This is a genomic window from Jatrophihabitans sp. (assembly GCF_036388195.1).
Classification (GTDB): domain Bacteria; phylum Actinomycetota; class Actinomycetes; order Mycobacteriales; family Jatrophihabitantaceae; genus Jatrophihabitans_A.
Genome location: NZ_DASVSG010000029.1, coordinates 1 through 26,654 on the forward strand (window position 1 = coordinate 1; position 26,654 = coordinate 26,654).

The window sequence follows — 26,654 nt, forward strand, 5'->3', positions numbered from 1 at the left end:
CGGCTGCGCCCGATCGAGGACGGAGCCCGGTTCCACTGGGTGCTGGCGGTGTCGCACGGCGGCCTGTCGACGGCGGCCGTCTACGCCGAGCTGGACCGCCAGCGCGGCCCGGAGCTGGCCCGGACGGCTCCGGACCCCGCAGCGGCGATAGCGTCCGGCGGGCTGGTCGAGGCGGTCGCCAGCGGAGACCCCGATCGGCTGGCGAGCCGGCTGGCCAACGACCTGCAACCAGCGGCGATCACCCTGGCTCCCTACCTGGCCGGCACCCTGGCGGCCGGCCGCGACTGCGGCGCGTTGGCCGGCATCGTCTCCGGCTCCGGCCCGACCTGCGCGTTCCTGGCGCGCGATGCCGAGCACGCCGTCGAGCTGGCCCGGGCGCTGACTGCCAGCGGCGCCTGCCGGCACGCCTACCCGGTGGCCGGGGGCGCCGCCCGGGCGACGGTGCTGGCCTGATGGCGGGCGCCTGATGGCGGGCAGGGCCACCGCGGTCAACCTGGTGAACCTGGAGAACGTCTCCAAGAGCTACGGCACCACCACGGTGCTGCAGTCGGTGTCGCTCGGGGTCGGTGACCGGGACCGGATCGGGGTGGTCGGGCGCAACGGCGGCGGCAAATCCACCCTGCTGCGGATGATCACCGGCGCCGAGCCGCCGGACTCCGGCCGGGCCACCGTCACCGGCGGCCTGCGGATCGCCACCGTCGACCAGGCCGGCCACCTCACCGCCGGTGCTACCGTCCGCGATCTGGTCGTGGGCGATACGGCTGAGCATGTCTGGGCCGGCGACACGGGAGTACGCGAGGTGCTGACCGGCCTGGGGCTGGGGGCGTCCGGGCTGGCCTTGGGTCTGGACACCGAAGTGGACCGGTTGTCCGGCGGTGAGCGGCGACGGGTGTCGCTGGCCGCGGCGCTGGTCACCGACGCCGACCTGCTGGTGCTGGACGAGCCCACCAACCACCTCGACATCGAGGGGGTCACCTGGCTGGCGGAGTACCTCAACCGCTGGCGTGGCGCGCTGCTGGCCGTCACCCACGACCGGTGGTTCCTCGATGCGGTCTGTACCCGCACCTGGGAGGTCATCGACGGCTCGGTGCGCAGCTTCGACGGCGGGTACGCCGCCTACGTCCTGGCCCGGGCCGAGCGGGACCGGCAGGCCAGCGCCAGCGAAGCCAGGCGGCAGAACCTGCTTCGCAAGGAGCTGGCCTGGCTGCGCCGGGGGCCGCCGGCCCGCACCTCCAAGCCGAAGTTCCGGATCGAGGCCGCCGAGGCGCTGATCGCCGACGTCCCGCCGGCGCGCAGCAGCGTCGAGCTGCGGGCGCTGTCGGCCCGCAGGCTGGGCCGCACCGTCTACGACGTCGAGAACGTGACGCTCTCGGTCGGCAGCGGCGACACCGCCCGGACGCTGCTGTCCGGCGCGACCTGGCATGTCGGTCCCGGCGACCGGATCGGGATCATCGGCGTCAACGGCTCGGGCAAGACGCACCTGCTGCGGCTGCTGGCCGGCGAGCTGTCCCCCGACGCCGGCAAGGTGGTGATCGGCCAGACCGTCCGGGCCGGCCACCTGTCCCAGAACGTCACCGAGCTGCCGTCGCAGCTGCGGGTGATCGAGGCGGTGACCGAGGTGCGCGGCGTCGCGGTGCTCGGCGGCGTCGAGCAGTCGGCCAGCCAGCTGGCCGAGCGGTTCGGCTTCGCCAACGAGCGGCAGTGGACGCCGGTGAGCGACCTGTCCGGTGGCGAGCGACGGCGGCTGCAACTGCTGCGGCTGCTGCTCACCCAGCCGAACGTGCTGCTGCTGGACGAGCCGACCAACGACCTGGACACCGACACCCTGGCCGAGCTGGAGGACCTGCTGGATTCCTGGGCCGGCACCCTGGTGGTGGTGAGCCACGACCGGTACCTGATCGAGCGGGTCTGCGATTCGACGGTGGCGCTGCTGGGCGACGGCTCGATCGCGGCGCTGCCCGGCGGCATCGATGAGTACCTGCAACGCCGGGCGGCGGGTCTGCGGGCTGCCGAGCAGGACCGGCCGGTCCCGGACAGGCCCGCTCGCAAGGCCGACCCGCGAGCGGCCCGCAAGGAGCTGGCCAGGCTGGAGCGCGAGATCGCCAAGCTGGAGCGCCGGGAGGCAGAGCTGCACCGGGCGCTGGCCGAGCACGCCACCGACTATGCCCGGATCAGCGAGCTCGACACCGAGCTGCGGACGGTGCTGAGCGCCAAGGACGCGGCCGAGCACAGCTGGCTGGAGCTGTCGGAGGAGCTTTAGCGTCCCGCGGGCTTCAGGAGTCCAGCGACAGCTTCGGCTTGGCCTCCAGGCCACGCAGGCCGTTCCAGCCCAGGTTCACCAGGTGCGCGGCCACCTCCTCGCGCTTGGGCTTGCGCACCTCGAGCCACCACTGCCCGGTCAGGGCCACCATGCCCACCAGCATCTGGGCGTACATGCCGGCCAGCTTGGGATTGAGCTGCCGGGCGCTGAACTCGCGCACCAGGATGTACTCGACCTGGCTGGCGATGTCGTTGAGCAGCGAGGAGAAGGTTCCGGTGCTGGTGGCCACCGGGGAGTCCCGGACCAGGATCCGGAAGCCGTCGGTCTGCTCCTCGATGTAGGTCAGCAGGGCAAGCGCCGCCTGCTCGACCAGCGCACGCGGATTGGTGCCCGTCAGGGCCGAGGTGATCCGGTCCATCAGGTTGCGCATCTCCCGGTCCACCACGACCGCGTAGAGGCCCTCCTTGCCGCCGAAGTGTTCGTACACCACCGGCTTGCTCACTCCGGCGCGGCTGGCGATCTCTTCGATGGAGGCCGCTTCGAAGCCCTTCTCGGCGAACATCGCCCGGCCGACATCGAGCAGTTGCTCACGGCGTTCCTTGCCGGTCATCCGAACCCGGGGCCTGTTCTGGCTGTCGGTCACCGGGCCCATTGTTGCAGTCGCTACCTAACCGGGCCCATTTGTCACAGTCCCGGTTCGGGCGGCTGCGACGCCCTGTTGTGCGGGCTTGCCATCATGGGTGCATGACCGACTCGCCGACCACCGTCGCTCCCGGCGCCGCCGGGACCATCGCCGAGGACCCGTTACTGGCAGCAGCCCGCCGGGCCGACGCCGAGGACGAGCTGGCCTTCGTCCGCGACCGCTTCGAGCTTCCCGAGGGCACCGTCTACCTGGACGGCAACTCCCTCGGCCCGCTGCCGCGCGCGGTGCTGCCGGCCGTCGAGGACCTGGTGCGGCGGCAGTGGGGGCAGGACCTGATCACGTCCTGGAACGTCCATGACTGGTGGGGCCTGCCGCGCCGGGTAGGCGACCAGCTGGCCGGCCTGATGGGCGCGGCCGAGGGGCAGGTGATCTGCGGCGACTCCACCTCGGTGCAGCTCTTCCAGGCCCTGGTGGCTGCCTGCCGGCTGCGTCCGGGACGGTCGGTGCTGCTGACCGACGGGGCGAGCTTCCCCACCGACCAGTACCTGGCCGACTCGGTGGGCCGGCTGCTCGGCCTCCAGGTGGTCCGGCTGCACCCGTCCGAGCTGGCCCTGCACCTGGACGAGCGGGTGGCCGCGGTGTCGTTCTCGCTGGTGGACTACCGCACCGGGGAGCTCTTCGACGCCGCCGAGCTGACCCGGGCGGCGCACGAGGCCGGCGCGGTGATGGTCTGGGACCTGTGCCACGCGGTCGGCGCGCTGCCGGTCGCCCTGGACGAGATCGAGGCGGACCTGGCCGTCGGCTGCACCTACAAGTACCTCAACGGCGGGCCCGGCTCGCCCGCCTTTCTCTACCTCGCGCACCGGCACCAGCAGCAGGTCGAGCTGCCGCTGACCGGCTGGAACGGCCATCGCGAGCCGTTCGGGCTCAACGGCAGCTACGTTCCGGCCGACTCGATCGAGCGGGCCCGGATCGGCACCCCGACGCTGCTGTCGATGGCTGCCCTGCAGGCGGCGCTGTCCGCCTTCGACGGCGTGGACCTGGACCGGTTGCGGGCCAAGTCGCTGGCGCTGACCCAGCAGGTCATCGACTTCGCCGACCAGCGGCTGGCCGGCTTCGGTGTCGAGGTGGCCACGCCGCGACGGCCGGAGCTGCGCGGGTCGCAGGTCTCGCTGCGGATGCCCGATGCCTACCAGGTCTGCCAGGCGCTGATCGAGCGCGGCGTGATCGGCGATTTCCGGGCGCCGGACCTGCTCCGGCTGGGCTTTCCGCCGATGTACCTCAGCCATGCCGACGTGCATCGGGGGATGACCACGCTGGCCGAGATCCTGGCCGACGGCAGCTACCACGAGCCCCGGTTCGCCCGGCGGGCCGCGGTCACCTGAGCCGGGCCAGGGTCATCCCTACCGCCAGGGCGCGATCGTTGGCCACCCAGCAGGGCGACTCGCCGACGGCGGCTCTGCACGGCGGCCAACGATCGCGTCCGGCGTGCGGCCTAACTCCGCGTGATCAGGCGGCGTGCTGGGCCACAGTCCGCTCGGCTGCCTTGCGGGCGGCCAGCTTGTCGAACCGGTCCCGGCGCGGCCAGCGCACGTCGGTGGCCCAGCCCAGCTTCTCGAACAACCAGATCGTCCGGGCCGAGATGTCGAGCTGGCCGCGGTCGACGCCGTGCCGCGCGCAGGTCGGGTCGGCATGGTGGCTGTTGTGCCAGGACTCCCCCATGCTCAGGATCGCCAGCGGCCAGAAGTTGGCCGACCGGTCCCGGGAGGCGTAGGGCCGCTCGCCGATCATGTGGCACACCGAGTTGATCGACCAGGTGACGTGGTGCAGCAGGCACAGCCGGACCAGTGAGGCCCAGAAGAATGCGGTCAGCGCGCCGGTCCAGGACCAGCTGATCAGCCCGCCGAGCACCGCCGGGGCCAGCAGCGTGAAGGCCACCCAGAAGGGGAACTGCTTGTCGATCCGGACCAGGTCGGGGTCGGCCTGCAGGTCGGGGGCGTACTTGGCCTGGTTGGTGCGCTCGGGGTCGAACATCCAGCCGAGGTGGGCGTACCAGAAACCCTTGACCAGCCCGCGCGCGGACTCGCCGAAGCGCCAGGGCGAGTGCGGGTCGCCCTCGCGGTCGGAGAAGGCGTGGTGACGGCGGTGGTCGGCGACCCAGCGGATCACCGGGCCCTCGATGGCCAGCGAGCCGGCGATCGCCAGGGCGATCTTGAGTCCCCGGTTGGCCGTGAACGCGCCGTGGGTGAAGTAGCGGTGGAAGCCGACGGTGATGCCGAGCGCGGACACCACGTAGAAGCCCAGCGCGATGCCGAGGTCGGTCCAGCCGATTCCCCAGCCCCAGGCCAGCGGGACCGCGGCCAGCAGGGCAAGGAACGGCACCACCACGAACACGTAGAGCAGCACCTGCTCACCGGGACCCTTGTGGCCGGAGATCATCGGCTTGGCCACCGGCTGGCCGTCCTGCAGTCGGTGGGCCGCCGTGGCGCCGGGGGTGTCCTCGAGCATGGTCATAAGCTGGCTCCTGGAAGGTGAGCGCCGGCGCGGCGGTTTCGGCCCGGCAGTGTCGTTGCTCTGCACGCTAGTAGTGAGCGGGTTACGCGAACGTAACCTACGCTACCGTAAGTTTTGCGAACCGGCAGCGTCAAGGCCCCGGCGGGTAAGCTGTTCCGGTCGAGCGCCGCCGCGGTTTCGTCCAGGCGCAGTGGGAGATGGGGTAATCGGCAGCCCGCCGGCCTTTGGAGCCGTGCAGTCTGGGTTCGAATCCCAGTCTCCCAGCAATCGTGACGGTGACCGTTGTGGATCAGGCGGAAAACGGAGCCGCGAGCGAGCCGTCCGGCAAGCCCGTTGTCGCGGCCGGGTCACCATCGCAGTTGGGCTAGGCTGCCGCACGTGACCGCCCCTGATGCCTCGATCACACCGCTCACCATCATCGTCCTGGCCGCCGGGGAGGGCAGCCGGATGAAATCCGTGGCGTTGCCCAAGGTGCTGCACCCCTTCGCCGGACGGTCGCTGCTCGGTCACGCGCTGGCCGCCACCGCTGGCCTGGCTGCCGAGCGGACCGCCGTGGTGATCGGGCACCGCCGCGACGAGGTCGCCGCGCACCTGGTCGAGATCGCCCCGGCCGCGGTGGCGGTGGTCCAGGAGCAGCAGAACGGCACCGGGCACGCGGTCCGGATGGCGCTGGAGCAGCTGGCCGCGGACCGGCCGGTCACCGGCACGGTGCTGGTGCTGCCCGGCGACGCGCCGCTGCTGTCGCCGGACACGCTCACCGCCCTGCTGGCCGAGCACGCCGCCACCGGCGCCGCTGCCACCCTGCTCACCAGCGAGCTGTCCGACCCCACCGGGTACGGCCGGGTGATCCGGTCCACTGACCGGGACCGGGCCGGCGCCGTGCTGCGGGTGGTCGAGCAGAAGGACGCCGGCCCGGACGAGCTGGCCGTGACCGAGGTGTCGGCCGGGGTCTATGCCTTCGCCGCCGACCCGCTGCACGAGGCGATCGACCGGCTGAGCACCGACAACGCCCAGGGCGAGGAGTACCTGCCCGAGGTGGTCAGCATCTTCGTCGCCGAGCAGCGCGACGTCCGGGCCCGGACCGCGCCGGCCGAGGAGACCGCCGGCGTCAACGACCGGGTGCAGCTTGCGGCCGCGCACCGCAGCTACAACCAGCGGCTGCTGGAGCGGCACATGCGCGCGGGCGTCCGGGTGATCGACCCGGCGACCTGCTGGGTCGACGCCGAGGTCACGCTGGAGCCCGACGTCACGCTGAAGCCGAACGTGCAGCTGCACGGCCGGACCGAGATCGCGGCCGGCGCGACGATCGGCCCGGACACCACCCTGACCGACACCGTGGTGGGGGCCGGCAGCATGCTGACCCGCACGGTGGCCAACCAGGCCCGGATCGGCGCCGGTGTCACGGTCGGCCCGTTCGCCTACCTCCGGCCGGGAACGGAGCTGGCCGACCAGGCGCACATCGGCACCTACGTCGAGATCAAGGCCTCCGACATCGGCGCCGGGAGCAAGGTGCCGCACCTGAGCTACGTCGGCGACGCCACCATCGGGGCGCACACCAACATCGGCGCCGCCACGGTGTTCGTCAACTACGACGGCGTGCACAAGCACCGCTCGACGATCGGCGACCACGCCCGGACGGGCGCCGACAACATGTTCGTCGCGCCGGTCACGGTGGGCGACGGCGCCTATACCGCAGCTGGTTCGGTGATCACCTCCAACGTCCCGCCGGGCGCCCTGGGGGTGGGCCGGGCGCAGCAGCGCAACGTGGCAGGCTGGGTGCTGCGGCACCGGCCAGGCACCACTTCAGCGGCGGCCGCCGAAGCGGCTGCCGACGGCGCGCCGGCGCCGGATCAGGACAGCTCGAGCAGCACGACGGGGAGCAGCAAGGCATGAGCGAACTCGAGGTACCCACCCGCAAGAGCAATCTCGAGGTACCCAACCGCAAGAGCATGACGCTGCTCTCGGGCCGGGCGTTCCCCGAACTCGCCGACGAGATCGCCGGTCACATCGGGATGGACGTCACGCCGATGACCGCCCGGGACTTCGCCAACGGCGAGATCTTCGTCCGGCCGGAGGAGTCGGTGCGCGGCTCGGACGCCTTCGTGATCCAGTCGCACACCACACCGATCAACCACTGGCTGATGGAGACCCTGCTCCTGGTCGACGCCCTCAAGCGCGCATCGGCCAAGCGGATCACCGTGGTGGCGCCGTTCTATCCCTACTCCCGGCAGGACAAGAAGCACCGGGGCCGCGAGCCGATCTCGGCCCGGCTGGTCGCCGACCTGCTCAAGACCGCCGGCGCGGACCGGATCATGTCGATCGACCTGCACACCGCGCAGATCCAGGGCTTCTTCGACGGCCCGGTGGACCACCTGTTCGCGCTGCCGCTGCTGGCCAGGTACGTCTCGGAAACCTACGCCGGCGAGGAGCTCACGGTGGTCTCGCCCGACACCGGCCGGGTCCGGGCCGCCGAGCAGTGGGCCGACCGGCTCGGCGGCGTCCCGATCGCGTTCATCCACAAGACCCGCGACCCCAACGTGGCCAACGCCGTGATCGCCAACCGGGTGGTCGGTGATGTCGTCGGACGCCTGTGCATCCTGGCCGACGACATGATCGACACCGGCAGCAGCGTCGTGAAGGCCGCCGACCTGCTCTACGAGGCCGGCGCCGCTGACGTCATCATCGCCGCCACCCACGGGATCTTCTCCGATCCCGCTGCCGACCGGCTGAAGAACAGCCGGGTCCGCGAGGTGATCATCACCAACACGCTGCCGCTGCGGCCGGAACAGCGCTTCGACAAGCTGACCGTCCTCTCGATCGCCCCGATGATCGCGCGCGCCATCAAGGAGGTCTTCTCCGACGGGTCGGTCACCAGCCTGTTCGACGGCCGCAGCTAGGGAGTTTCCGCAGGCCGATAGCTGGTCAACGGGCTTCCGGGCTAGGCCAGCCGGGCTTCGGCGATCCGAGCTTCGGCGATCCGGGCGAAGGCGGTCACCGGCAACGTCTCACCGCGCGCCGTCGGATCGACGCCGGCCTTGATCAGCACCGCCTCGGCCGCCGTCCCCGAACCGGCCCAGCCGGCCAGCGCCGAGCGCAGCATCTTGCGCCGCTGGGCGAAGGCGGCGTCGATCACGGCGAACACCTCGTCCCGGCTGGCGTTGCCCGGCGGCGGCGCTGCCCGGCTGAACCGGACCAGCCCCGACTCGACGTTAGGAACCGGCCAGAACACCGAGCGCGGCACCACGCCCACTCGGGTCGCCGGGCCGTACCAGGCAAGCTTGGCGCTCGGCACGCCGTACACCTTGCTACCCGGGGATGCGGCGAGCCGGTCGGCCACCTCAAGCTGCACCAGCACCAGGCCGTGCCGGATGGTGGGCAACGCCGCCAGCAGGGTGAGCAGCACCGGCACCGAGACGTTGTAGGGCAGGTTGGCCACCAGCGCGGTGGGCTGCGGATCGGGTAGCGCGGTGACGTTCAAGGCGTCGGCCTCGACGACGCGCAGCCGGCCGGCCAGCTCCGGGGCGAAGCGCTGCACGGTGGCCGGCAGCTCCACCGCCAGCCGCGGGTCGATCTCCACCGCGGTCAGCTGGGCGCCGGCGGCCAGCAGCTCCAGGCTGAGCGAGCCCAGGCCCGGCCCGACCTCCAGCACGGCCTCGTCCGGGCTCAGCTCGGCAGCCCGGACGATCCGCCGGATGGTGTTCGGGTCGTGCACGAAGTTCTGGCCGAGCGTCTTGGTGGGACGTATCCCCAGACGCTCGGCCAGCTCTCGAATCTGGACCGGGCCCAGCAAACCTTCCACTGCCGCAGTATGCCCAACGACTTGACGCCTATCCGATGGGCGCAACATGGTGGGGCGGTGAGGAGACGGCTTTCTCACTTAACAGTTAAGGTATATTAACTGTTATGAAAGTTGGTGCCCCACCCCTCCTGCCCCTCCTGCGCTCACAGGTGCAGGGGGACATGTTGGCCTTGCTGTACCTCCACCCGGAGGCCAGCTACAGCCTTACGGAGATCGCGCGAAGGCTGGGCAGAAGCGTTCCTGGTGTGCGCAACGAGGTGGAACGTCTCGTCAAGGCCGGATTTCTGCACGATAGGCGCATCGGTAACGTGCGGCAGGTGTCCGCAGCGACTGACTCACCGATCTACCGGCCGTTGACGCACCTCCTCCTGGTCACCTTCGGCCCGAAGCAGGTGCTTGCCGACCTGCTCGCAGCAAGGGATGACGTCGATGAGGCATACATATACGGATCATGGGCTGCCCGGTACATCGGTGAAAGCGGCCCCATCCCGAACGACATCGATGTGCTGGTTGTCGGTGATGCCAATCGCGATGACCTGGACGAGGCGGCCCGCCAGGCGCAGCAGGCACTGGACCGCCCGGTGAACATCACGCGCTTACGCCGAACCGCGTGGACCTCCCCCGAACCGCAGCCGTTTGTTTCCGCCGTCCGGTCGGGACCGCTCGTGCCGCTGCTCGACGATAGAGAGAATGCCGAGTGACCATTCCGAGGTGGACACAAGGCTGCGTGGTCATCGACCAGTTGTTGGACCAGCGCAGGTTGCAGCGGGTGCCGCCGAACCGGGACTACGCCAACCGGCTCATAGAAGCCGCTCGGCGGCATCTCGTGTCCGCCGGGTCTATGGCAGCCGATGATCCCGATGGTTGCGCCGCGCTGCTCTACGACGCCGCCCGTAAGGCACTCGCAGCCGTTCTGGCCAACCAGGGGCTCCGGGCAACCTCGGACGGCGGGCACCTAGCAATCTACGACGCGGTTACCGCACAGCTCGACCCACCGCTGGGCAAGATCCTTCGCCCGTTTGACCGCCTTCGACGACAGCGAAATCAGGCCGAGTACCCGCCGATCGACAAACCGGCGCCCGAGCTCGACCCCACCGACTTAAGCGAGGACATCGCTGTTGCGAGGGAGATCGTGGACATGTGCGCACAGGTGCTGGACCAGATGCCGGTGTACTAGCAAGGCGATGCCCGGGCGCACAGCACCCGGGCATCGAACAATCAGCGCGGCCGAACTCCGCCGCGACCGATCAGTACCAGTTGGTGGCCTGCGAGTGCGCCCACGCGCTGCACGGCGTGCCGTACACGCTGGCGATGTAGCCCAGGCCCCAGGTGATCTGGGTCCGCGCGCTGGTCCGCCAGTCGCTGCCGGCCGAGGCCATCTTGCTGCCGGGCAGCGACTGCGGGATGCCGTAGGCGCCGGACGGGTTGGCGGCGGTGGTGCGCCAGCCGCTCTCCTTGTTCCACAGGCTCACCAGGCAGGAGAACTGGCCACTGTCCCAGCCCCGGGCCGCGACCATGCCGGCGGCGATCTGCTGGGCGCTGCCGGAGGAGACCGGGGCGCTGTAGACCGGCTTGGGCTTGGGCTTGGTGCCGACCCTGGTCACCTGGGTGACCGGCTTCCGGAGGACCGTGCTGCTGTAGCGCGTCTTGCTCACCAGTTTGCCGTCGATGTAGCGCAGCTGGTAGGTCACCCGGTTCACCCCGTTGCGCCCGGCAGTCACTACCGCGCTGTTGCCGACCGTCCGGGTCGGGTCGTTCTTCCGGACCGTGGCGAAGGGAGCGGTCTGCTGGGCGACGCTGAGCTTCAGGACCACCCGGCGGATGGTGACGACCTGCCGGTCAGCCACCGCCGTGGTGATCTTCGGCGAGATCAGGTCGTGCGCGCCCAGCCGTAGGTTGGCCTGGGCCAGCGCCTCCCGCAGGGTCGGGCCGAAGACCGTCACCGGCACCGACTTGCGGTCCACCTTGAAGGTGACCCGCTTCGGCGTGGTGACCGACAGGTTCAGGGCGCCGGCGTCCAGGCGCTTGGACCGCGACACCGACACCAGGTGCTGGCTGCCGTAGCCCAGCTGGTTGAGCGCCTCGTCGACCGAGACGGCGTTCACCCAGACGTCGCGCGCGGCGCCGTTGACCACCAGGTGCAGCAGGTGGCCCCGGCGGACCACGATGTCAGCGCCGTCGGACACCTTGGAGGCCAGGTCCGGCGCGACGATGTCGTGCTCGCCGACCGCGATGTGCTCAGCGGCCAGCACTCCCCGGACGTCGGCGGCCGAGGTGTGCACATGGTGGTCCTGGCCGTCGATCCGCAGGTTGACGGTCTTGCCGGTATCGGTGGCCCAGCTGGCGGTGCCGCCGAGCAGGCCGGCGAGCACCAGGCCGTACAGGCCGAGCTTGACATTGCGACGCAAAACGAGAACTCCTCAAGGTCTACGCCGGCAGCAGGCAGCGCTGGCGGCAGAGAGAAGGGCGTGCCGCGGCCGTGCCTGGTGGCACGGCGGACGTGCTGGCGCGGATCGCCCTGGAAACAGGGATCAGAGACGCTGTCCGCAGACAGGCCATGGGCTGGCGCCCCGGGCGTTGTACAGCCTGGTCGCGACCGCGATCTGCTGCTCCCGAGAAGCCAGGTCGGCCCGCGGGGCGTAGGCCCCGCCACCGTTGGACAGCCAGGTGCCCGAATCGAACTGCAGGCCGCCGTAGTAGCCGTTGCCGGTGTTGATGTGCCAGTTGCCGCCGGACTCGCAGGCCGCCACGGCATCCCAGTTCAGGCCGCTGGACGACGGCGGTGGGGTGGCGGTCCGCGGCGTCGGCCGCTTGGTGACCGGAGCAGGCTTCGGCGCGGTGACCACCGGCCGCTGCTTGGCGCCGATCCGGGTGACCTGGTTGACCGGCGCGGTCACCAGCGTGGTGCGCACCGGCGCCTTGCCGGCCAGCTTGCCGTCCAGGTAGGTCAGCCGGTAGGTGATGCGCTTGAGCCCTGGCTTGCCGCTGGTGACCAGCCGGCTCTGGCCGATGTAGCTGCTGGAATCGCGCTCGGTGATCCGCTGGAAGCCCACCCGCACCGAGGTGACGCTGGTGGCGTAGCGAACCCGCTGCACCTTGATCACCTGGTTGTCCCGGACCAGGCTGGCGCGCGGGGCGGACAACCGGTCGGACGGGCCCACGAAGACCATCGCGTGGCTGAGCGCGTCGGCGACGGTGCTGGCCGCGCTGGTGACCGTCAGGGTCCGGCGGTCGACCTGGATGACGAGCCGCTTGGGCGAGGCGATCGACAGGTTGGTGGCAGCACCCCGGGCGAGGGTGTCCAGCCGCATCGAGCGGGACACCGACACCAGGGTGTTGGAGTTGTAGCCGAGCTGGGTGAGCGCCTCGTCGACCGAGTCGGCGTTCACCCAGACGTCGGAGGCCTTGCCGTTCACCGTGAGGTGCAAAAGGTGGCCCCGTCGCACGACGATGGTGCTGCCGTTGTCGATCGAGGAGCCGAGGTCGGGAGCCACCAGGTCGTGGCTGTCGACAGAGACGCCGGCCGCGGCCAGGGCGTCGGAAACATTCTTCGCTTTGGTGGAAACCTGCTGGTGGTGACCGTCGATCTTGAGGTCGATGGTCTTGCTGGGAGTCGGAGCGACGGCCCAGGCGGCCGTGCCGCTGAGAACCCCCGCCACCGTCAAGCCGTACAGGCCGTACTTCACGCTGCGACGCAAGAAAACCCCTTGATCGTGTGTGGCCGAAAATGGCCTGTCGCGTTCTGCTCGGTCACAGCACCGTAACGGTCCGATGGAGCTACGGCCAAACCGAATCTGCACGAGTAACGGTCAAAACGGTCGCTACCATCCGAAAAGGCGCTGCCCGGTGGCCGAAATAGTGGCGCACACCACTGATTCTGAAACCGCTTTCTGCTCGGATAAACCGCGCACAACGTGCGGAATGAGGTATGGCGCATTCGGCCTGCCGCGATAGGGGTGCGGGGTCAGGAACGGCGCGTCGGTCTCGACCAGCAACTGCTCCAGCGGGGTGACCGCCGCGGCTTCGCGCAGCGCCGGCGCGTTGCTGAAGGTGAGCACGCCGGAGAACGACAGGACGTAGCCGGCGGCCACGCACTCGCGGGCCATCTCGGCATCGCCGGAGAAGGCGTGGAAGATCACGCCGGCCGGTGGCGCCCCCTCCTCACGCAGGATCCGCAGCACGTCGGCATGGGCGTCCCGGTCGTGGATCACCAACGGCTTGCCGACCTGCTTGGACAGCTCGATGTGCCGGCGGAAATGACGCTGCTGGTCGGCGGGCTCGGTCCGGTCCCAGTAGTAGTCCAGGCCGGTCTCGCCGACCGCGACCACCCGGGGATGGCGCAGCAGCTCGGCGAGCTCGCGGTAGTGCGCCTCGGTCAGCCCCGCCACCTCGGTCGGATGGACCGCCAGGGCCGCGTACACGTCCGGATGGGCAGTGGACTCCAGCGCCGAAGCCCACTCGCCGACCTCGCACCCGACGTTCAGCACCCGGGTGACGCCGACCGCGGCTGCCTCGGCGAGCACGGCCGCGGTGAACCCCTCGCCGGCCGGCTCGCCCCGGCGGGACAGCCCGGCCCGGGCCGACATCGCATCGAGGTGGCAGTGGGAGTCGAAGACGGTGCCGTCCAGCGGCTGCGGAGCCGGCGGCGCGGGGTTCTTACCGGCGCCCTGGTCCTTGCCGGCGCCCTGGTCCTTGCCGGCACCCTGGTCCTTACCGGAGGGCGCCGTCATGACTCGGCGAGCCGGGCCAGCTCCTCGTCCACCACCGAGGGGTCCAGCTTGGCGATGATCGGGGTCGGCGCCGCCAGCGGGCGTCCCACCTCGATCGGCTGGGAGACCCAGCGGGCCTGGGTCTGGTAGTCGCCGGTCAGCACCGAGTAGGACGGCGAGCCCGCCGCGGTCGGCTCGTCGACCTCCACCAGCTCCGGCATCGCGGCCCAGCTGCCGGCGCCGCCGAGCGCCTGGTGCACCTTCTCCGAGGTGGTCGGCAGGAACGGCGTCATCAGCGTCTTGACGTCGTCGACCACCTGCAGGGTGGTGTGCAGCACCGAGGCCATCCGGTCCGGGTCGGAGTTCTTCAGCTTCCACGGCGCGGTGTCGGACAGGTACTTGTTCGCCTCGCCGACCAGCCGCATCACCTCGCCCAGCGCGGCCTTCTGCCGGTTCTTCGAGATCAGCTCCCCGACCGTGTCGAAGGCGGCCGAGGACGCGGCCAGCAGGCTGCGGTCGGCCTCGGTCAGCTCGCCGGCGGCCGGGATCGAGCCGAGGTTCTTGGCGGTCATCGAGATCGTCCGGTTGACCAGGTTGCCCCAGCCGGCCACCAGCTCGTCGTTGTTGCGCCGGACGAACTCCGCCCAGGTGAAGTCGGTGTCCTGGTTCTCCGGGCCGGCGCTGGTCAGGTAGTAGCGCAGCGCGTCGGCGTCATAGCGCGAGAGCATGTCCCCGACGTAGATGACGACATTGCGCGAGGAGGAGAACTTCTTGCCCTCCATGGTGAGGAACTCCGAGGACACCACGTCGAAGGGCCGGTTGAGCGCCCCGAAGCTCCCGGGCTGGCCGCCCTTGGCGCCGATCCCGGAGTAGCCGAACAGCATCGCCGGCCAGATCTCGGCGTGGAAGACGATGTTGTCCTTGCCCATGAAGTAGTACTGCCGGGCGCTCTCGTCCTGCCACCAGGCCCGCCAGGCGTCCGGGTCGCCGGTGCGGGCGGCCCACTCGATCGAGGCCGAGAGGTAGCCGATGACCGCGTCGAACCAGACGTAGATCCGCTTGTCGTCGCGATCGCGCCAGCCGTCCAGGGGCACCGGGATGCCCCAGTCCAGGTCCCGGGTGATCGCCCGCGGCTTGAGATCGTCCAGCAGGTTCAGCGCGAACTTCTGCACGTTGGGCCGCCAGTGCGACTGGCTCCGCAGCCACTGCGAGATGACGTCGGCGAAGGCCGGCAGGTCGAGGAAGAACTGCTCGGTGTCGACGAACTTCGGGGTCTCGCCGTTGATCCGGGACCGGGGGTTGATCAGGTCCGCCGGGTCCAGTTGGTTGCCGCAGTTGTCGCACTGGTCCCCGCGCGCGCTGGGGTAGCCGCAGATCGGGCAGGTGCCCTCGATGTAGCGGTCGGGCAGGGTCCGGCCGGTGGACGGGCTGATCGCGCCGAGCTCGGTGCGGGCGAAGATGTAGCCGTTGTCGAGCAGTCCCAGGAACAGCGCTTGGGTCACCGCGTAGTGATTGACCGTGGTGGTGCGGGTGAACAGGTCATAGGACAGGCCCAGCTGCCGAAGGTCCTTGGCGATCACCAGGCTGTTGCGGTCGGCCAGCTCGCGCGGCGAGACGCCTTCCCGCTCGGCCTGGACCTGGATCGGCGTGCCGTGCTCGTCGGTGCCGGAGACCATCAGGACGTTGTTGCCGGCCATCCGGTGGTAGCGGCTGAAGACGTCGGACGGGACGCCGAAGCCTGCGACGTGGCCGATGTGCCGCGGGCCGTTGGCGTAGGGCCAGGCCACCGCGGTCAGGATGTTGACGGGATCGGTCATGTCCGCCAGTCACTCTTGCGAAGCTCAGTCATGCTGACCAGCCTAGTGACGGGCCCAATTCCAATTCGTCCCGCAGCGCCGCAGGCGCCGTTCCGCAGAGCGCCGCAGGCGCCGTTCCGCAGAGCGCCGCAAGCGCCTTCTCGCAGAGCGCCGCAGGCGCCTTCTCGCAGAGCGCCGCCGGCGTCTCAGATCACCCGCTTGGCCGACACCACCGCGTCGAACACCAGCCGCTTGGCCACCCCGGTGGTCGCGGCCACCTCGGCGATCGCCTCCTTGCGGCCGTGGCCGGCCTGCTCGCGGGCGCTGACCAGCGCGGCCAGCTCCGTCGCCGGGACCTCCGCGGACCCGGCAGGCCGGCCGGCGACCACCAGGGTGATCTCGCCCCGGACGTCCCCGGCCGCCCAGTCGCACAATTCAGCCAGCGAGCCCCGGACCACCTCTTCATAGGTCTTGGTCAGCTCCCGGCACACCGCAGCCGCACGGTCGGCGCCGAGCGCCTGGGCGAGGTCGGCCAGCGACTCGGCGACCCGGTGCGGGGACTCGAAGAACACCATGGTCCGGCGCTCGTCGGCGAGCTCGGCCAGCAGCCGGCGCCGGCTGCCGCCCTTGCGGGGCAGGAAGCCCTCGAAGCAGAAGCGGTCGACCGGCAGCCCCGAGACGGCGAGCGCCGTGGTGACGGCCGACGGCCCCGGCAGCGCGGTCACCACCAGGCCGGCCTCGATCGCGGCGGCCACCAGCCGGTAGCCGGGGTCCGACACCGACGGCATGCCAGCGTCGGTGACCACCAGGACGTCCGAGCCGTCCTGCAGGGCGCTGATCAGCTGCGGCACCCGGGCCTGCTCGTTGCCCTCGAAGAACGACAGCACCCGGCCCGAGATCGCCACCCCCAGGTCGGCCGCCAGCCGGTGCAGCCGCCGGGTGTCCTCGGCCGCGATCACCGGCGCGGCAGCCAGCGCCCGGGCCAGCCCTGCCGAGGCGTCGGTGGGACGGCCCAGCGGCGCGCCGGCCAGCACCACCCGGCCGGCCGGGCGGTGCTCTGCTGGCGCCGGGTCCGGCGGCGGTGCGGTCATCGCGGGCCTTCCATATCGACAGACCCTACGATCACCGGGTGACCGCGACGCTGCAAGCCGGCCGCACCCGCGAGGTGCCGGACCAGCCGGCTCTGACGGCGCCGCCCGTGCTGACCGGGTGGCGGCCGGCGTCGCGGCTGCAGAGCTGGCTGTGGACCCTGCTGGTGACCGCCCTGGCGGCCGGCACCCGGTTCTGGGCGCTGGGCTTTCCCGAGACCAAGAGCTTCGACGAGGTGTACTACGCCACCGAGGCGCAGGAGATGCTGCGCTACGGCTACGAGGACAACCGCGGGTACATGTTCATCGTGCACCCGCCGCTGGGCAAGTGGCTGATCGCGCTCGGGTCCTGGTTGTTCGGCGACGACGCGGTCGGCTGGCGGGTGGCTCCGGCGGTGGCCGGGACGATCAGCGTGCTGATCCTCACCCGGCTGGCCCAGCGGATGTTCCGCTCCACCCTGCTCGGCGTGCTGGCCGGCGGCCTGCTGGCCCTGGACGGGATCTCGCTGGTGATGTCGCGGACGGCCCTGCTCGACATCTTCCTGCAGACGTTCGTGCTGGCCGGGTTCGCGGCGCTGGTGGTCGACCGCGATCAGGTCCGGGCCCGGCTCGGCGGCCTGTACGCGGCCGGCGTCGACCTGAGCTACGGCGCGCCGCGGCTCGGCCCGCGGCCGTGGCGGCTGGCCGGCGGGTTGCTGTTCGGCCTGGCGCTGGCGGTGAAGTGGAGCGCGCTGTCGTACTGGCTGGCCTTCGCGCTGCTGTCGGTGCTGTGGGACCGCGGGGCGCTCAAGAGCGCCGGCGTCGAGCAACCCTGGCTGGCCACGTTCAAGCGGTCCGTGCCGGCGGCGCTGGGCTCGTTGCTGGCGGCGCCGGTGGCTGCCTACCTGCTGAGCTGGACGGGCTGGTTCGTCGGCGAGAACTCCTGGAACCGGCACTGGGGCGACACCCATCCGGGCACCGGGCTGTTCAGCCTGCTGCCGTCGAGCCTGCGCAGCCTGCTGAACTACCACCACCAGGCCTACGTCTTCCACAGCCACCTGTACGACCCGCATGCCTACAAGGCCAATCCGTGGTCCTGGCTGGTGCTGGGCCGTCCGACGTCGTTCTACGCGCCGTCGGACGTGACCGGGTGCGGGGCGGCCAGCTGCACCCGGGAGATCCTGCTGATCGGCACCCCGCTGATGTACTGGGCCTTCCTCCCGGCGCTGATCTGGTGCCTGTGGCACTGGGCGACCACCCGGGACTGGCGGGCCGGCGCGGTGTGGCTGGCGTTCCTGGCCGGTTGGGGGGTCTGGCTGCAGAACACCCGGCGGACCGGCTTCCTGTTCTACATGACGCCGCTGATGCCGTTCCTGGTGCTCGGGCTGACCTTCGCGGTCGGAGCGATGTTGTCCCGCGCGTCCGAGGACGACGCCGAGCCGGCCCGGGCCGCCCGCCGGTCACCCGAGGGCGAGGACGGCAGGAGCGCGGTCGCCACCGTCGGCCTGCGCGAGTGGATCGCCTTCCACGGCATCCCGACGGGGCGGCTGGTGCGCTCGGCAGCGGTCGCGCTGTGGCTCGGCGCGGTGGTGGCAGACTTCGTCTGGATGTGGCCGGTCTTCACCGGCGGCCTGCTGACCAACCACGACTGGCAGCTGAGAATGTGGCTGCCCGGCTGGATCTGAGCCGGTGAAGGTCCTGCTGACCGGCGGCGCCGGCTTCATCGGCCAGCACCTGCTCAACCGGCTGATCACCCTCGGGCACGACGTGCGGGTGCTCGACTCGCTGCGCCCGGACGTCCATCGCGGACCGGCGCCGGCGCTGCCGGTGGAGCTGGTCAGGGCCGACGTGCGCGACGCCGATTCGGTCGACGGCGCGCTGCGGGGGGTCGAGGCGGTCTGCCACCTCGCGGCCAAGGTCGGGCTGGGCGTGGACGTGCAGGACCTGCCGGACTATGCCTCGTCCAACGACCTCGGCACCGCGGTGCTGCTGGCCGGCATGGCGCGGGCCGGGATCGGCCGGCTGGCGCTGGCCAGCTCCATGGTGGTCTACGGCGAAGGGCTGGGCCACTGCCCCGCGCACCAGGGCGTGCGGCCCGGGCCGCGGACGGAGGCCGCCCTCGGAGCGGGGCAGTTCGAGCCACCGTGCCCGGCGTGCGGACTGCCGCTGACGCCGGCGCTGGTCGACGAGGACGCTCCGGTCGACCCGCGCAACGCCTATGCCGCCAGCAAGTCGGCGCAGGAGCAGCTGGCGGCCTCGTGGGCCCGGGTGACCGGCGGCCGGGTCGCGGCTCTGCGCTATCACAATGTCTACGGTCCCGGCATGCCCCGTGACACCCCCTACGCCGGGGTCGCCGCGATCTTCCTGTCGGCGCTGCGCTCCGGCGGCGTCGCGCAGGTGTATGAGGACGGCGGCCAGCGGCGGGACTTCGTGCATGTGCGGGATGTCGCCGCAGCGACGGCGGCAGCGCTGGACGCTCCGGTCGCCGACGGGTCGCTGCGGGCCTACAACGTCGGATCGGGCACGCCGCGCACGGTCGGCGAGCTGGCCGCCGCGCTCAGCCGCGCCGTCGCCGGGCCGCCTCCGCGCATCACGGGCGCCTACCGGCTGGGCGACGTCCGCCACATCACGGCGGACTCGTCCCGGCTGCGCGCCGAGCTTTCCTGGCGGCCTGCCGTGGAGTTCGCCGACGGGATGGCCGAGCTTGCCCATGCCCATCAGGTCGATTCCCGCGCGAAGCCGTTCCCGGCTGCCCCGTAGCCTGGCCCGGTGACCGCCGCCTCCCTGGACATCGTGTTCCCGTGCCTGAACGAGGTCGCGGCGCTGCCCTGGGTGCTGGAGCGGATTCCGGACGGCGCGCGGGCGATCGTCGTCGACAACGGCAGCCGGGACGGCTCGGCCGAGGCCGCACGCGGCTACGGGGCGCTCGTGATCGACTGCCGGCAGCGCGGGTACGGCGCGGCCTGCCATGCCGGAGCGCAGGCGGCCACCGCCGAGCTCCTCGCGTTCTGTGACTGCGACGCCACGGTCGACCCTCGCGGGATCCCGGCGATGGCCGAGCTGATCCGGGGCGGCCGGGCCGACCTGGTGGTGGGCCGCCGCCGTCCGACGACGCTGCGGTCCTGGCCGTTGCATGCCCGGCTGGCCAACCGGGAGCTGGCCCGGCGGGTACGACGGCGTACCGGCGTCGCGCTCGGCGACATCGGCCCGGTGCGGGTCGCCCGGCGGGAGCCCTACCTGGCGTTGGGGCTGGCCGACCGGGGCAGCGGGTACCCGGTGGAGACCGTGGTCCGGGCTGCCGACGCGGGCTGGCAGATCGCGCAGGCCGATGTCGCCTACCTGCCGCGCGAAGGGCGTTCGAAGGTCACCGGCACCCTGCGCGGGACGTGGGGCGCGGTCCGCGACATGTCCGCCGTGCTGTCGCGGTGACCGACCGCCCCGGCCGGCTCGGCACGGTGATCGTGCTGGCCAAGCAGCCCCTGCCCGGACGGGCCAAGACCCGCCTGACGCCACCCCTGCGACCGGATCAGGCAGCCCGGGTCGCGGCGGCCGCGCTGACCGACACCCTGGCGGCAGCGGACGAGGTGGACGCCGACACCCACCTGCTGGCGTTCGCCGGCGACCCCACCGGCTGGCTGCCGGCCGGCTGGCGCGCCGTGGACCAGCACGCGGGTGGGCTCGACGTCCGGATCGTGGCCGCCTTCGCCGCGGCGGACCCCGACCGCCCGGCGGTGCTGATCGGCATGGACACCCCGCAGCTGCGCCCGAAGCACCTGATGGCCTTCGACCCGTCGCGCTACGGCGCCTGCCTCGGGCCGGCCACCGACGGCGGGTACTGGGCCATCGGGTTCGCCGATCCCGCCGCGGCGTCCAGCACGATCAGCGGCGTGCCGATGTCGACCGCCGCGACCGGGTCCGTCCAGCTCGGCCGGCTGCAGCGAGCAGGGCTGCGGGTGCAGCTGCTCGACGAGCTCAGTGACGTCGACACCTTCGACGACGCCTGCGCGATCGTCGACCAGGCGCCGGACGGCGCCTTCGCCCAGGCCATGCGGGACCTGCGAGCCGACGGCGGCTGACCGCGCAGCTATCCGGACGTGGCCTGCTCAGCAGCCGGGCGGGCGTTCGCCGCTGCGCGGTCGCGCCTGACCCGGACCAGGTAGGCGGCGCCGGTCACGACAGCGATGCAGGCGAAGATCACCAGGAGGTTGGCGAGGTAGTCGCGCTCCAGCAGCGCCTGCCCGGGCTGGGACTTGCCCTGGCGATAGATCAGAGGCGCCGCGACCACGGCCACCAGGCCTGCGGTGATCAGGGCGCCCTGCAGGTAGGCGCGGGCCCGTCCGGGCACGAACCGGCCCAGCAACCAGCCACCCCCGACCACCAGCCAGGCGAACACCCCGTCGTGCAGGACGAGGGCGCCCAGCAGCCAGCCGCCGAGCTGCCGTGGCTGGGTCGCGGCGGAGAACTGGACGATGCGCCCGATCCCGTACCCCAGCAGCAGCACTCCGAGGGTGCCCAGCAGCCAGCGGGCCGTTCTCATCGGGCCAACCCGATCTGGGTGATCCATTTGGTGTTGAACACGCCGGCGCGATTGGGAGCGATCAGCCGCACCGGATAGCCGTGGTCGAGCGTCAGCCGGACGCCGTTGAGGTGGGTCGCGAGCAGGGCGGCCTGCAGCTGCGGGCCGAAGATGAGCGAGCGCTTGAACGGCCCGTCCGGCTCCAGCGAGCCCAGCACCACCCGGGAGTCCGCGGCGCCGCCCATCCGGGTGACCAGGTCCATCAGCTCGATGCCGTCCCAGTCGGCGCCGGCGCTCCAGCCCTCGACGCAGCTGATCGGCAACGACCGGCGCACGGTCGGCATCGCCTCCAGCTCGGCCAGCGTCAGGTCGAACGGCTTCGGCCCGGCCATCCGCAGCCGGTAGTCCGGCGCCGTCGCGAGCTGCCGCACGCCGGCCTGGGCCGCCGTGCGGTTGATCGGAACGCCGAGCGGCGCCCGCTGCGGATCCCGTACCCCGAGCAGCGCGACGGGGCGCAGCGGCGTCAGCGCCTGACCGGCCGTGGTCAGGGCGACGATGCCGGCGCCGGCGCCGCTGGCGATCAGGACGCCGCGCCGGGTGATGCCCCCGGCCGGCGCCTCGAGGTCTGACTCGGCCCCTGCCGTCGCCCCGACACCGGCCGGCAGGTTGTCCGGCGCCTCCAGAGCCTGACGGGTCAGCCCGCGCCGGATGACCGGCAGCTTGACCGCGATGTGCAGCAGCAGCGAGCCGATGATGACCCACGCCAGCCAGTGATGCACGTCGATGAAGGAGAACCGCCACGGATACCAGTTCAGGATGTTCAGCAACCCGATGGTCACCTCGACGATCGAGGCGCTGACCAGGATCGCGACGCTCAGCCGCTCCAGCCCGTGCACCACCGACCGCGCCGGTGGCCACACGAACAGCTTCGGAAACACCGACCACAGCTTGGTGATCAGCAACGGGATGGCGGCCAGGCCGGTGATGACATGGATGCCCTGGGTGAGCCGGTATCCCCACACGGGCGCCGACGGAATCGCGATCCAGGACCACGGGGTGTATTGGTAGTGGCTGAGGATGCCGGTGCCGAAGCAGAGCCCGACGGCGATGCCGAGCAGCAGTCCCACCCGCGCGGTGATCGCCTCGGACCGCAGCCGCCCACGGAAGGCCGGCCATCCCGGCGGCTCGTGGGCGAGCATCGCCAGCGGCCTGGCGACGATCGTCCTCAACCTGCCCATGACGCCCAGTCTGGCGCACCACCCGTCACTCGGGCCACCGGCGCAGGAGCCGGCAGTGGCTGCCTCCGGCGTCGGCGACCGCCGGCTGGCAGGCTGGGGCGGGTGAGGGCGGCATCGGACACCGGCACGGGCAGTCGCCTGCTCGTCCCCGCACTGCTGGCCACGCTGGGTCTGCTGGTCGGCCTGTACTCCTACGGCCAGTTCGCGCCGGGGTTGCCGCACCACGTGCTGTGGCAGCAGAGCGCCGCGATCGGGCCGTTCCTGCTGGCGGTGCTGCTGCTGTCGCGGGTGCGGATGGCAGCGGGAAGGATGCTGTCGCTGATCCTGGGCGTCGGGATCGCGCTGCAGATCATCGCTCTGTGCGCGCCGCCCGGCTCCTCCGACGACGACTACCGCTACCTGTGGGACGCGAAGGTGCAGCTCGCCGGCATCGATCCCTACCGCTACGCCCCGGACGCGCCGGAGCTCGACCGGCTGCGCACACCGTTCTTCTTCCCGGCCCAAGCCCGCTGCGCATGGCCGGTCGACGACGGGGCCGGGTGCAGCGCGATCAACCGGCCGCAGGTGCGCACCGTCTATCCCCCGGTGGCCGAGGCCGCGTTCGCCGGGATCCGGATCGCCTCGCTGGGCGGCCGCGGCGGGCACCTGCCGGCCCAGCTGGCAGCCGGCCTCGGCGCCGTCGCGGTGGCCTGGCTGCTCGCCCGCCGGGCGCTGGCCCGCAACCGCCCCCTCTGGCCGGTCGCGCTCTGGGCGTGGTGCCCGCTGGTGGCCACCGAGCTCGGCAACAACGCCCACATCGACTGGCTGGGGGTAGTGCTCTGCGTCCTGGCCCTCAGCTGCGAAGCAGCCCGCCGCTCCGGGCTCGCCGGGCTGCTGGTGGGCGCCGCGATCGCCACCAAGCTCTATCCGGGACTGGTGCTGATGTCGCTGCTGCGCCGCCGTCCGGCGCTGGTGATCGGCTGCGCGGCCGGCCTGGTGGCCCTGGCCTACCTGCCGCACGTCCTGGCCATCGGGCCGGACGTGCTGGGCTACCTGCCCGGTTACCTGCGCGAGGAGCGGTATCTCAGCGGTGGCCGGTTCCTGCTGCTGGACCCGTGGCTGCCGAACCTGCTGGCGACGGCCGCCGCCGCGCTGGTTCTCGGCCTCACCGCGCTCTGGGTCCTCCGGCACACCGACCCGGACGCGCCGGAGGACTCGGCCGTGGTGCTGGCGGGCGTGGTGCTGCTGGTCAGCACGCCGTCCTACGGCTGGTACGCGCTGCTGCTGCTGGCCTTGACGGTGATGTCCGGCGCCCTGGAGTGGTTGCCGGTGGCGATCGTCCCGAGCTTCTTCTACCTGATCGACAGCGACTTCCACCTGGGCGCGGCCTTCGGAACCGCTCTGTACGGCGGTGCGCTGGCGCTGACCCTGGTGGGGCTCGCGGTCCGCCGAGGAGCCCCCCGCTCGGCCCTGCGCAGCCCGGCAGCCGGTCATTCGTGGCAAAGTTGAGTCATGACTATGTCATCGAACGTGTCACCGAACATCCCGCGCCCGGGGCTCGATCTGCAGTACCCGATGTCGCTGGGGGTCTATGACAGCTACGAGCAGGCACAGAAGGTTGTGGACTTCCTGTCCGACAACGAGTTCGAAGTCCAGAACATGGCCATCGTCGGCACCGAGCTCAAGACGGTCGAGCGGGTCACCGGACGGATCACCCGAGCCAAGGTGGCAGCCGCCGGCGCCATGTCCGGTCTGTGGATGGGGCTGTTCGTCGGGCTGGCGTTCTCGATCTTCGGCGACGGCAACCAGCTCGGGTTCCTGATCAGCACCCCGATCTTCGGCGCGATCTTCGGACTGATCTGGAGCCAGATCGGGTTCACCGCGGTGACCAGGGGCGGCACCCGGGACTTCTCCTCGGTCAGCCAGGTGGTGGCGACCAAGTACGAGGTGCTGGTCGAGCACCGGTTCGCCGAGCGGGCTCGTGAGCTGCTGAGCACCATGCCGGGCGGCGCCATGCCGGGTGGCGCCATGCCGGGTGGCGCCATGCCGGGAGGGTTGACGGCTCCCTAGCGGGCCGGCTGTTCCAGCACGCAACCGCAGCCCGGCTCAGCGGCTCGACCTTTCCCGACAGCGCCGGACAAAACGGTGTAGCACCTACGGCATATCGCGAGTTTCCCTTCCAGCGAAGGGTCAAACGTGATTGTCGATTCAACAGGTGAGCAGTGATCAGCGATGTTAGGCTCCGCGCGATCACCCGGCCTGGGGTGAGCTCACTGGATGCTATGGAGGTAATCGATGACTGCTGCTGGGCAGAACGAGGAGGATCTTGACCTGCGCACTCGCGTGCAGGTCAGGGCGTGGCGGGACGAGGAGTTCCGGCAGCTGGTGCGCACCGATCCCAGGGCTGCGGTCGAAAGCCTGGGTATCACGGTGCCCGAGGGCATGAACTTCAACGTCGTGGACGACTCGCCGGGCGTCTTCAACCTGGTCGTGGCTGACCCGCCCTCGGGCAAGTCCTCGACGGTGGGCGCGGATGAGCTGGCGCAGGCCGACCGTGGCGGCGACGCGTCCGAGGGCGCGCACTGCACGCTCACTGCGGAGTGCTGGTGCCCGAACTCGATCACTGGCGCCTGTGGACTGTTCTGCTGAAGCGCTGGCGGAGGCGTCCCGGTCACTTCTCGGCTGGGGCGCCTCACCCGTTTCAGAGCGGCTGTCGCAACCCGTTGCCCCACCGTCGACGCGTGAGTCGGACAGGCTCCGGCTGCGTTGGACGCGCATTGCCTTCGACGATAGGGATGACGCCGAGGACCTGCTGACGCTGCGGCTGGCAGCGGTCGATCAGCGGCCGCCCGGGCAGGTGCTGGATCACCTTGCCGGCAGGCCCGCGCCCGCAGACCTGCCAGCCTGGTGGCACTACCTCCGCGAGGGGCTCGAGCCGGGCCGGTTCGATTCCGCGAGCGTGCTCGCCAAGCCCGTGACCTCATCGGAGCTGGCCTTTCAGCGCGACATGGTCGGGCTGGCCCAACGCGGGTGGCGGGATCTGACCAGCCAGCTCGCGCGCCTCGACCGCTCGACCGGCCGGTGGGATTGGCTCGATCTGGACTCGCTGAAGCCGTCGCTGCTGGCGGCCCTGTCGGTAAGCCTGGCGCAGAAGGTCGACCGGACGCTCGTGCTCGAGCTGAATATCGCCCGTCTGGAGAAGACCCTGACAGGCGACACCGCCGAGGAGCGGTACCGGGACTTCTCGCGCCGGCTTGCCGAGGGTGAGCTGGAGTCGATCCTGCTTCGCTACCCGCCGCTCGGCCGGCTGCTGGCCACCACGATCCAATGCTGGGTCACCGTCACACTGGAGATGTTCCTCAGGCTCAGCCAGGACATCTCCGATGTCGAGACGACGCTCCATGATGCCGCGCCGCTGGGGTGTCTCACCGAGCTGCGGGGCGGCCTGTCCGACCCGCATCGCGGGCATCGATCGGTCGCCGAGCTGCGCTTCAGCACCGGCGCCAGGATCATGTACAAGCCACGCCCGCTGGAGGTCGACTCAGCGTTCCACGAGCTCGTCGGCACCCTCAATGCCTGGGGCCTCGAACCCTCGCTCCCCACCCGCCGGCACGTCGCACGCGACCGTTACGGATGGGACGAGTTCGTAGCGCACCGGCCCTGCCCGGATACGGCCGCCGTAGCCCGGTTCTACCGCCGGCACGGCGTCTACCTGATGTTGATGTACCTGCTCGGCGGCACGGACTTCCATCGCGAGAATGTCATCGCCGACGCCGACCAGCCGATCTTCGTCGACCTCGAGGCGCTGTTTCACCAGCCCGCATCGAAGTATCCGGCCGAGTCCTCCGGAGCCGCGCTTCGGATCGTCGACGAATCGGTGCTCGGCACCTACCTGCTTCCGCTGTGGGTGAACGGGCCGGAGGGCGCCATCGAACTCGGTGGCCTGGGCGGCATCGCGGGACAGACAGTGCCTCATCAGGTACCCGCCTGGGTCTCTCCCGCCTCTGACGAGATGCGAGAGGGCCGGGTCACCGTCACCATCGGCGGCGCCGCGAACCTGCCCGTGCTCGTCGGCCGGGCGGTGGGTCCGGAAGGCTACCTGGCAGAGATCGCCAGCGGCTTCCGTGCCACCT

The 26,654-nt window shown here is 71.2% G+C and carries 24 protein-coding genes, 1 tRNA gene and 1 pseudogene; 16 read left to right on the forward strand and 10 right to left on the reverse strand.

Annotated features, from left to right (window positions below):
• Together VF612_RS02365 and VF612_RS02370 are read left to right on the forward strand one after the other, a co-directional pair.
• Nucleotides 1–453: pseudogene (locus tag VF612_RS02365) on the forward strand (4-(cytidine 5'-diphospho)-2-C-methyl-D-erythritol kinase); the annotation flags it as partial.
• Between the two features lie 13 nt (nucleotides 454–466).
• On the forward strand, nucleotides 467–2,260 hold the full coding sequence (locus tag VF612_RS02370) for an ABC-F family ATP-binding cassette domain-containing protein (protein WP_408658241.1): 1,794 nt from the start codon (nucleotides 467–469) through the stop codon (nucleotides 2,258–2,260).
• A 13-nt stretch (nucleotides 2,261–2,273) separates the two neighbouring features.
• Here the strand turns inward: VF612_RS02370 and VF612_RS02375 are convergent, their stop codons facing one another.
• Nucleotides 2,274–2,912 carry a TetR family transcriptional regulator gene (locus VF612_RS02375; protein WP_408658242.1) on the reverse strand — a complete coding sequence of 213 codons (639 nt, stop codon included), beginning with the start codon at nucleotides 2,910–2,912 and terminating at the stop codon, nucleotides 2,274–2,276.
• 92 nt (nucleotides 2,913–3,004) lie between these two features.
• On the opposite strand from VF612_RS02375, the gene kynU reads away from it, so the two are divergent.
• Nucleotides 3,005–4,288 carry a kynureninase gene (gene kynU, locus VF612_RS02380; RefSeq protein WP_408658243.1) on the forward strand — a complete coding sequence of 428 codons (1,284 nt, stop codon included), beginning with the start codon at nucleotides 3,005–3,007 and terminating at the stop codon, nucleotides 4,286–4,288.
• Nucleotides 4,289–4,412: 124 nt separating this feature from the next.
• Here the strand turns inward: kynU and VF612_RS02385 are convergent, their stop codons facing one another.
• Nucleotides 4,413–5,342 carry an acyl-CoA desaturase gene (locus tag VF612_RS02385; protein WP_408658264.1) on the reverse strand — a complete coding sequence of 310 codons (930 nt, stop codon included), beginning with the start codon at nucleotides 5,340–5,342 and terminating at the stop codon, nucleotides 4,413–4,415.
• A 266-nt stretch (nucleotides 5,343–5,608) separates the two neighbouring features.
• Here VF612_RS02385 and VF612_RS02390 point away from each other — a divergent pair.
• From VF612_RS02390 to VF612_RS02400, 3 genes are all read left to right on the forward strand, one after another.
• Nucleotides 5,609–5,681 (forward strand) — tRNA-Gln (locus VF612_RS02390).
• A gap of 114 nt (nucleotides 5,682–5,795) precedes the next feature.
• A complete protein-coding gene (gene glmU, locus VF612_RS02395) occupies nucleotides 5,796–7,310 on the forward strand; it encodes a bifunctional UDP-N-acetylglucosamine diphosphorylase/glucosamine-1-phosphate N-acetyltransferase GlmU (protein ID WP_408658244.1) in 1,515 nt (504 codons plus the stop codon).
• Nucleotides 7,307–8,314 carry a ribose-phosphate diphosphokinase gene (locus VF612_RS02400; protein ID WP_408658245.1) on the forward strand — a complete coding sequence of 336 codons (1,008 nt, stop codon included), beginning with the start codon at nucleotides 7,307–7,309 and terminating at the stop codon, nucleotides 8,312–8,314. The genes glmU and VF612_RS02400 overlap by 4 nt, the downstream gene beginning before the upstream one ends.
• Before the next feature lie 41 nt (nucleotides 8,315–8,355).
• On the opposite strand, the gene rsmA is transcribed toward VF612_RS02400, so the two are convergent.
• Nucleotides 8,356–9,216 (reverse strand): 16S rRNA (adenine(1518)-N(6)/adenine(1519)-N(6))-dimethyltransferase RsmA, encoded by an 861-nt coding sequence (gene rsmA, locus VF612_RS02405; protein WP_408658246.1) that lies wholly within the window; start codon nucleotides 9,214–9,216, stop codon nucleotides 8,356–8,358.
• A gap of 161 nt (nucleotides 9,217–9,377) precedes the next feature.
• Here rsmA and VF612_RS02410 point away from each other — a divergent pair, with 161 nt between their 5' ends.
• Nucleotides 9,378–9,917 carry an ArsR family transcriptional regulator gene (locus tag VF612_RS02410; protein ID WP_408658247.1) on the forward strand — a complete coding sequence of 180 codons (540 nt, stop codon included), beginning with the start codon at nucleotides 9,378–9,380 and terminating at the stop codon, nucleotides 9,915–9,917.
• 26 nt (nucleotides 9,918–9,943) lie between these two features.
• Nucleotides 9,944–10,393 (forward strand): HEPN domain-containing protein, encoded by a 450-nt coding sequence (locus tag VF612_RS02415; RefSeq protein WP_408658248.1) that lies wholly within the window; start codon nucleotides 9,944–9,946, stop codon nucleotides 10,391–10,393.
• Nucleotides 10,394–10,463: 70 nt separating this feature from the next.
• Here the strand turns inward: VF612_RS02415 and VF612_RS02420 are convergent, their stop codons facing one another.
• The 5 genes from VF612_RS02420 to rsmI form a co-directional block, all read right to left on the reverse strand.
• Nucleotides 10,464–11,624, reverse strand: a complete 1,161-nt coding sequence (locus tag VF612_RS02420; protein ID WP_408658249.1) for a ubiquitin-like domain-containing protein — start codon at nucleotides 11,622–11,624, stop codon at nucleotides 10,464–10,466.
• Between the two features lie 123 nt (nucleotides 11,625–11,747).
• The gene (locus VF612_RS02425; protein WP_408658250.1) at nucleotides 11,748–12,914 is read right to left on the reverse strand and encodes a transglycosylase family protein; all 1,167 of its coding nucleotides are present in this window, start codon (nucleotides 12,912–12,914) and stop codon (nucleotides 11,748–11,750) included.
• Between the two features lie 123 nt (nucleotides 12,915–13,037).
• On the reverse strand, nucleotides 13,038–13,946 hold the full coding sequence (locus VF612_RS02430) for a TatD family hydrolase (RefSeq protein ID WP_408658251.1): 909 nt from the start codon (nucleotides 13,944–13,946) through the stop codon (nucleotides 13,038–13,040).
• A complete protein-coding gene (metG, locus tag VF612_RS02435) occupies nucleotides 13,943–15,742 on the reverse strand; it encodes a methionine--tRNA ligase (protein WP_408658252.1) in 1,800 nt (599 codons plus the stop codon). Before metG ends, VF612_RS02430 begins: the two co-directional genes overlap by 4 nt.
• Before the next feature lie 185 nt (nucleotides 15,743–15,927).
• Nucleotides 15,928–16,812 (reverse strand): 16S rRNA (cytidine(1402)-2'-O)-methyltransferase, encoded by an 885-nt coding sequence (gene rsmI / locus VF612_RS02440; protein WP_408658253.1) that lies wholly within the window; start codon nucleotides 16,810–16,812, stop codon nucleotides 15,928–15,930.
• 38 nt (nucleotides 16,813–16,850) lie between these two features.
• On the opposite strand from rsmI, the gene VF612_RS02445 reads away from it, so the two are divergent.
• Genes VF612_RS02445 through VF612_RS02460 form a run of 4 tightly spaced genes read left to right on the forward strand, consistent with a single transcriptional unit; the run spans nucleotide 16,851 to nucleotide 20,864 of the window.
• Nucleotides 16,851–18,473, forward strand: a complete 1,623-nt coding sequence (locus tag VF612_RS02445; RefSeq protein WP_408658254.1) for a dolichyl-phosphate-mannose--protein mannosyltransferase — start codon at nucleotides 16,851–16,853, stop codon at nucleotides 18,471–18,473.
• Between the two features lie 4 nt (nucleotides 18,474–18,477).
• Nucleotides 18,478–19,548, forward strand: a complete 1,071-nt coding sequence (locus tag VF612_RS02450) for an NAD-dependent epimerase/dehydratase family protein (RefSeq protein ID WP_408658255.1) — start codon at nucleotides 18,478–18,480, stop codon at nucleotides 19,546–19,548.
• A 9-nt stretch (nucleotides 19,549–19,557) separates the two neighbouring features.
• Nucleotides 19,558–20,217 (forward strand): glycosyltransferase family 2 protein, encoded by a 660-nt coding sequence (locus tag VF612_RS02455; RefSeq protein WP_408658256.1) that lies wholly within the window; start codon nucleotides 19,558–19,560, stop codon nucleotides 20,215–20,217.
• Nucleotides 20,214–20,864: a TIGR04282 family arsenosugar biosynthesis glycosyltransferase gene (locus VF612_RS02460; protein WP_408658257.1), complete on the forward strand. Its 651-nt coding sequence runs from the start codon at nucleotides 20,214–20,216 to the stop codon at nucleotides 20,862–20,864. The genes VF612_RS02455 and VF612_RS02460 overlap by 4 nt, the downstream gene beginning before the upstream one ends.
• An 8-nt stretch (nucleotides 20,865–20,872) precedes the next feature.
• On the opposite strand, the gene VF612_RS02465 is transcribed toward VF612_RS02460, so the two are convergent.
• Nucleotides 20,873–21,325: a hypothetical protein gene (locus tag VF612_RS02465; RefSeq protein ID WP_408658258.1), complete on the reverse strand. Its 453-nt coding sequence runs from the start codon at nucleotides 21,323–21,325 to the stop codon at nucleotides 20,873–20,875.
• Nucleotides 21,322–22,542 carry a molybdopterin-dependent oxidoreductase gene (locus VF612_RS02470; RefSeq protein ID WP_408658259.1) on the reverse strand — a complete coding sequence of 407 codons (1,221 nt, stop codon included), beginning with the start codon at nucleotides 22,540–22,542 and terminating at the stop codon, nucleotides 21,322–21,324. Before VF612_RS02470 ends, VF612_RS02465 begins: the two co-directional genes overlap by 4 nt.
• A gap of 102 nt (nucleotides 22,543–22,644) precedes the next feature.
• Here VF612_RS02470 and VF612_RS02475 point away from each other — a divergent pair, with 102 nt between their 5' ends.
• The 4 genes from VF612_RS02475 to lanM all read left to right on the forward strand — a co-directional run.
• On the forward strand, nucleotides 22,645–24,030 hold the full coding sequence (locus VF612_RS02475) for a glycosyltransferase 87 family protein (RefSeq protein WP_408658260.1): 1,386 nt from the start codon (nucleotides 22,645–22,647) through the stop codon (nucleotides 24,028–24,030).
• Nucleotides 24,031–24,033: 3 nt separating this feature from the next.
• On the forward strand, nucleotides 24,034–24,591 hold the full coding sequence (locus VF612_RS02480) for a general stress protein (protein WP_408658261.1): 558 nt from the start codon (nucleotides 24,034–24,036) through the stop codon (nucleotides 24,589–24,591).
• Between the two features lie 225 nt (nucleotides 24,592–24,816).
• Nucleotides 24,817–25,170, forward strand: a complete 354-nt coding sequence (locus VF612_RS02485; RefSeq protein ID WP_408658262.1) for a nitrile hydratase subunit alpha — start codon at nucleotides 24,817–24,819, stop codon at nucleotides 25,168–25,170.
• Nucleotides 25,076–26,654 (forward strand): type 2 lanthipeptide synthetase LanM (gene lanM, locus VF612_RS02490; RefSeq protein WP_408658263.1); only part of this gene is annotated, 1,579 nt, incomplete at its 3' end. The genes VF612_RS02485 and lanM, both read left to right, overlap by 95 nt.

What these genes read in the sequence shown, in the direction of transcription:
- VF612_RS02370 (WP_408658241.1), top strand. Translation starts at nt 467, where the DNA reads ATGGCGGGCAGGGCCACCGCGGTCAACCTGGTGAACCTGGAGAACGTC.
- VF612_RS02375 (WP_408658242.1), bottom strand. Translation starts at nt 2,912, where the DNA reads ATGGGCCCGGTGACCGACAGCCAGAACAGGCCCCGGGTTCGGATGACC.
- kynU (WP_408658243.1), top strand. Translation starts at nt 3,005, where the DNA reads ATGACCGACTCGCCGACCACCGTCGCTCCCGGCGCCGCCGGGACCATC.
- VF612_RS02385 (WP_408658264.1), bottom strand. Translation starts at nt 5,342, where the DNA reads ATGATCTCCGGCCACAAGGGTCCCGGTGAGCAGGTGCTGCTCTACGTG.
- VF612_RS02400 (WP_408658245.1), top strand. Translation starts at nt 7,307, where the DNA reads ATGAGCGAACTCGAGGTACCCACCCGCAAGAGCAATCTCGAGGTACCC.
- VF612_RS02410 (WP_408658247.1), top strand. Translation starts at nt 9,378, where the DNA reads ATGTTGGCCTTGCTGTACCTCCACCCGGAGGCCAGCTACAGCCTTACG.
- VF612_RS02430 (WP_408658251.1), bottom strand. Translation starts at nt 13,946, where the DNA reads ATGACGGCGCCCTCCGGTAAGGACCAGGGTGCCGGCAAGGACCAGGGC.
- metG (WP_408658252.1), bottom strand. Translation starts at nt 15,742, where the DNA reads ATGACCGATCCCGTCAACATCCTGACCGCGGTGGCCTGGCCCTACGCC.
- rsmI (WP_408658253.1), bottom strand. Translation starts at nt 16,812, where the DNA reads ATGACCGCACCGCCGCCGGACCCGGCGCCAGCAGAGCACCGCCCGGCC.
- VF612_RS02465 (WP_408658258.1), bottom strand. Translation starts at nt 21,325, where the DNA reads ATGAGAACGGCCCGCTGGCTGCTGGGCACCCTCGGAGTGCTGCTGCTG.
- VF612_RS02470 (WP_408658259.1), bottom strand. Translation starts at nt 22,542, where the DNA reads ATGGGCAGGTTGAGGACGATCGTCGCCAGGCCGCTGGCGATGCTCGCC.
- VF612_RS02480 (WP_408658261.1), top strand. Translation starts at nt 24,034, where the DNA reads ATGACTATGTCATCGAACGTGTCACCGAACATCCCGCGCCCGGGGCTC.
- VF612_RS02485 (WP_408658262.1), top strand. Translation starts at nt 24,817, where the DNA reads ATGACTGCTGCTGGGCAGAACGAGGAGGATCTTGACCTGCGCACTCGC.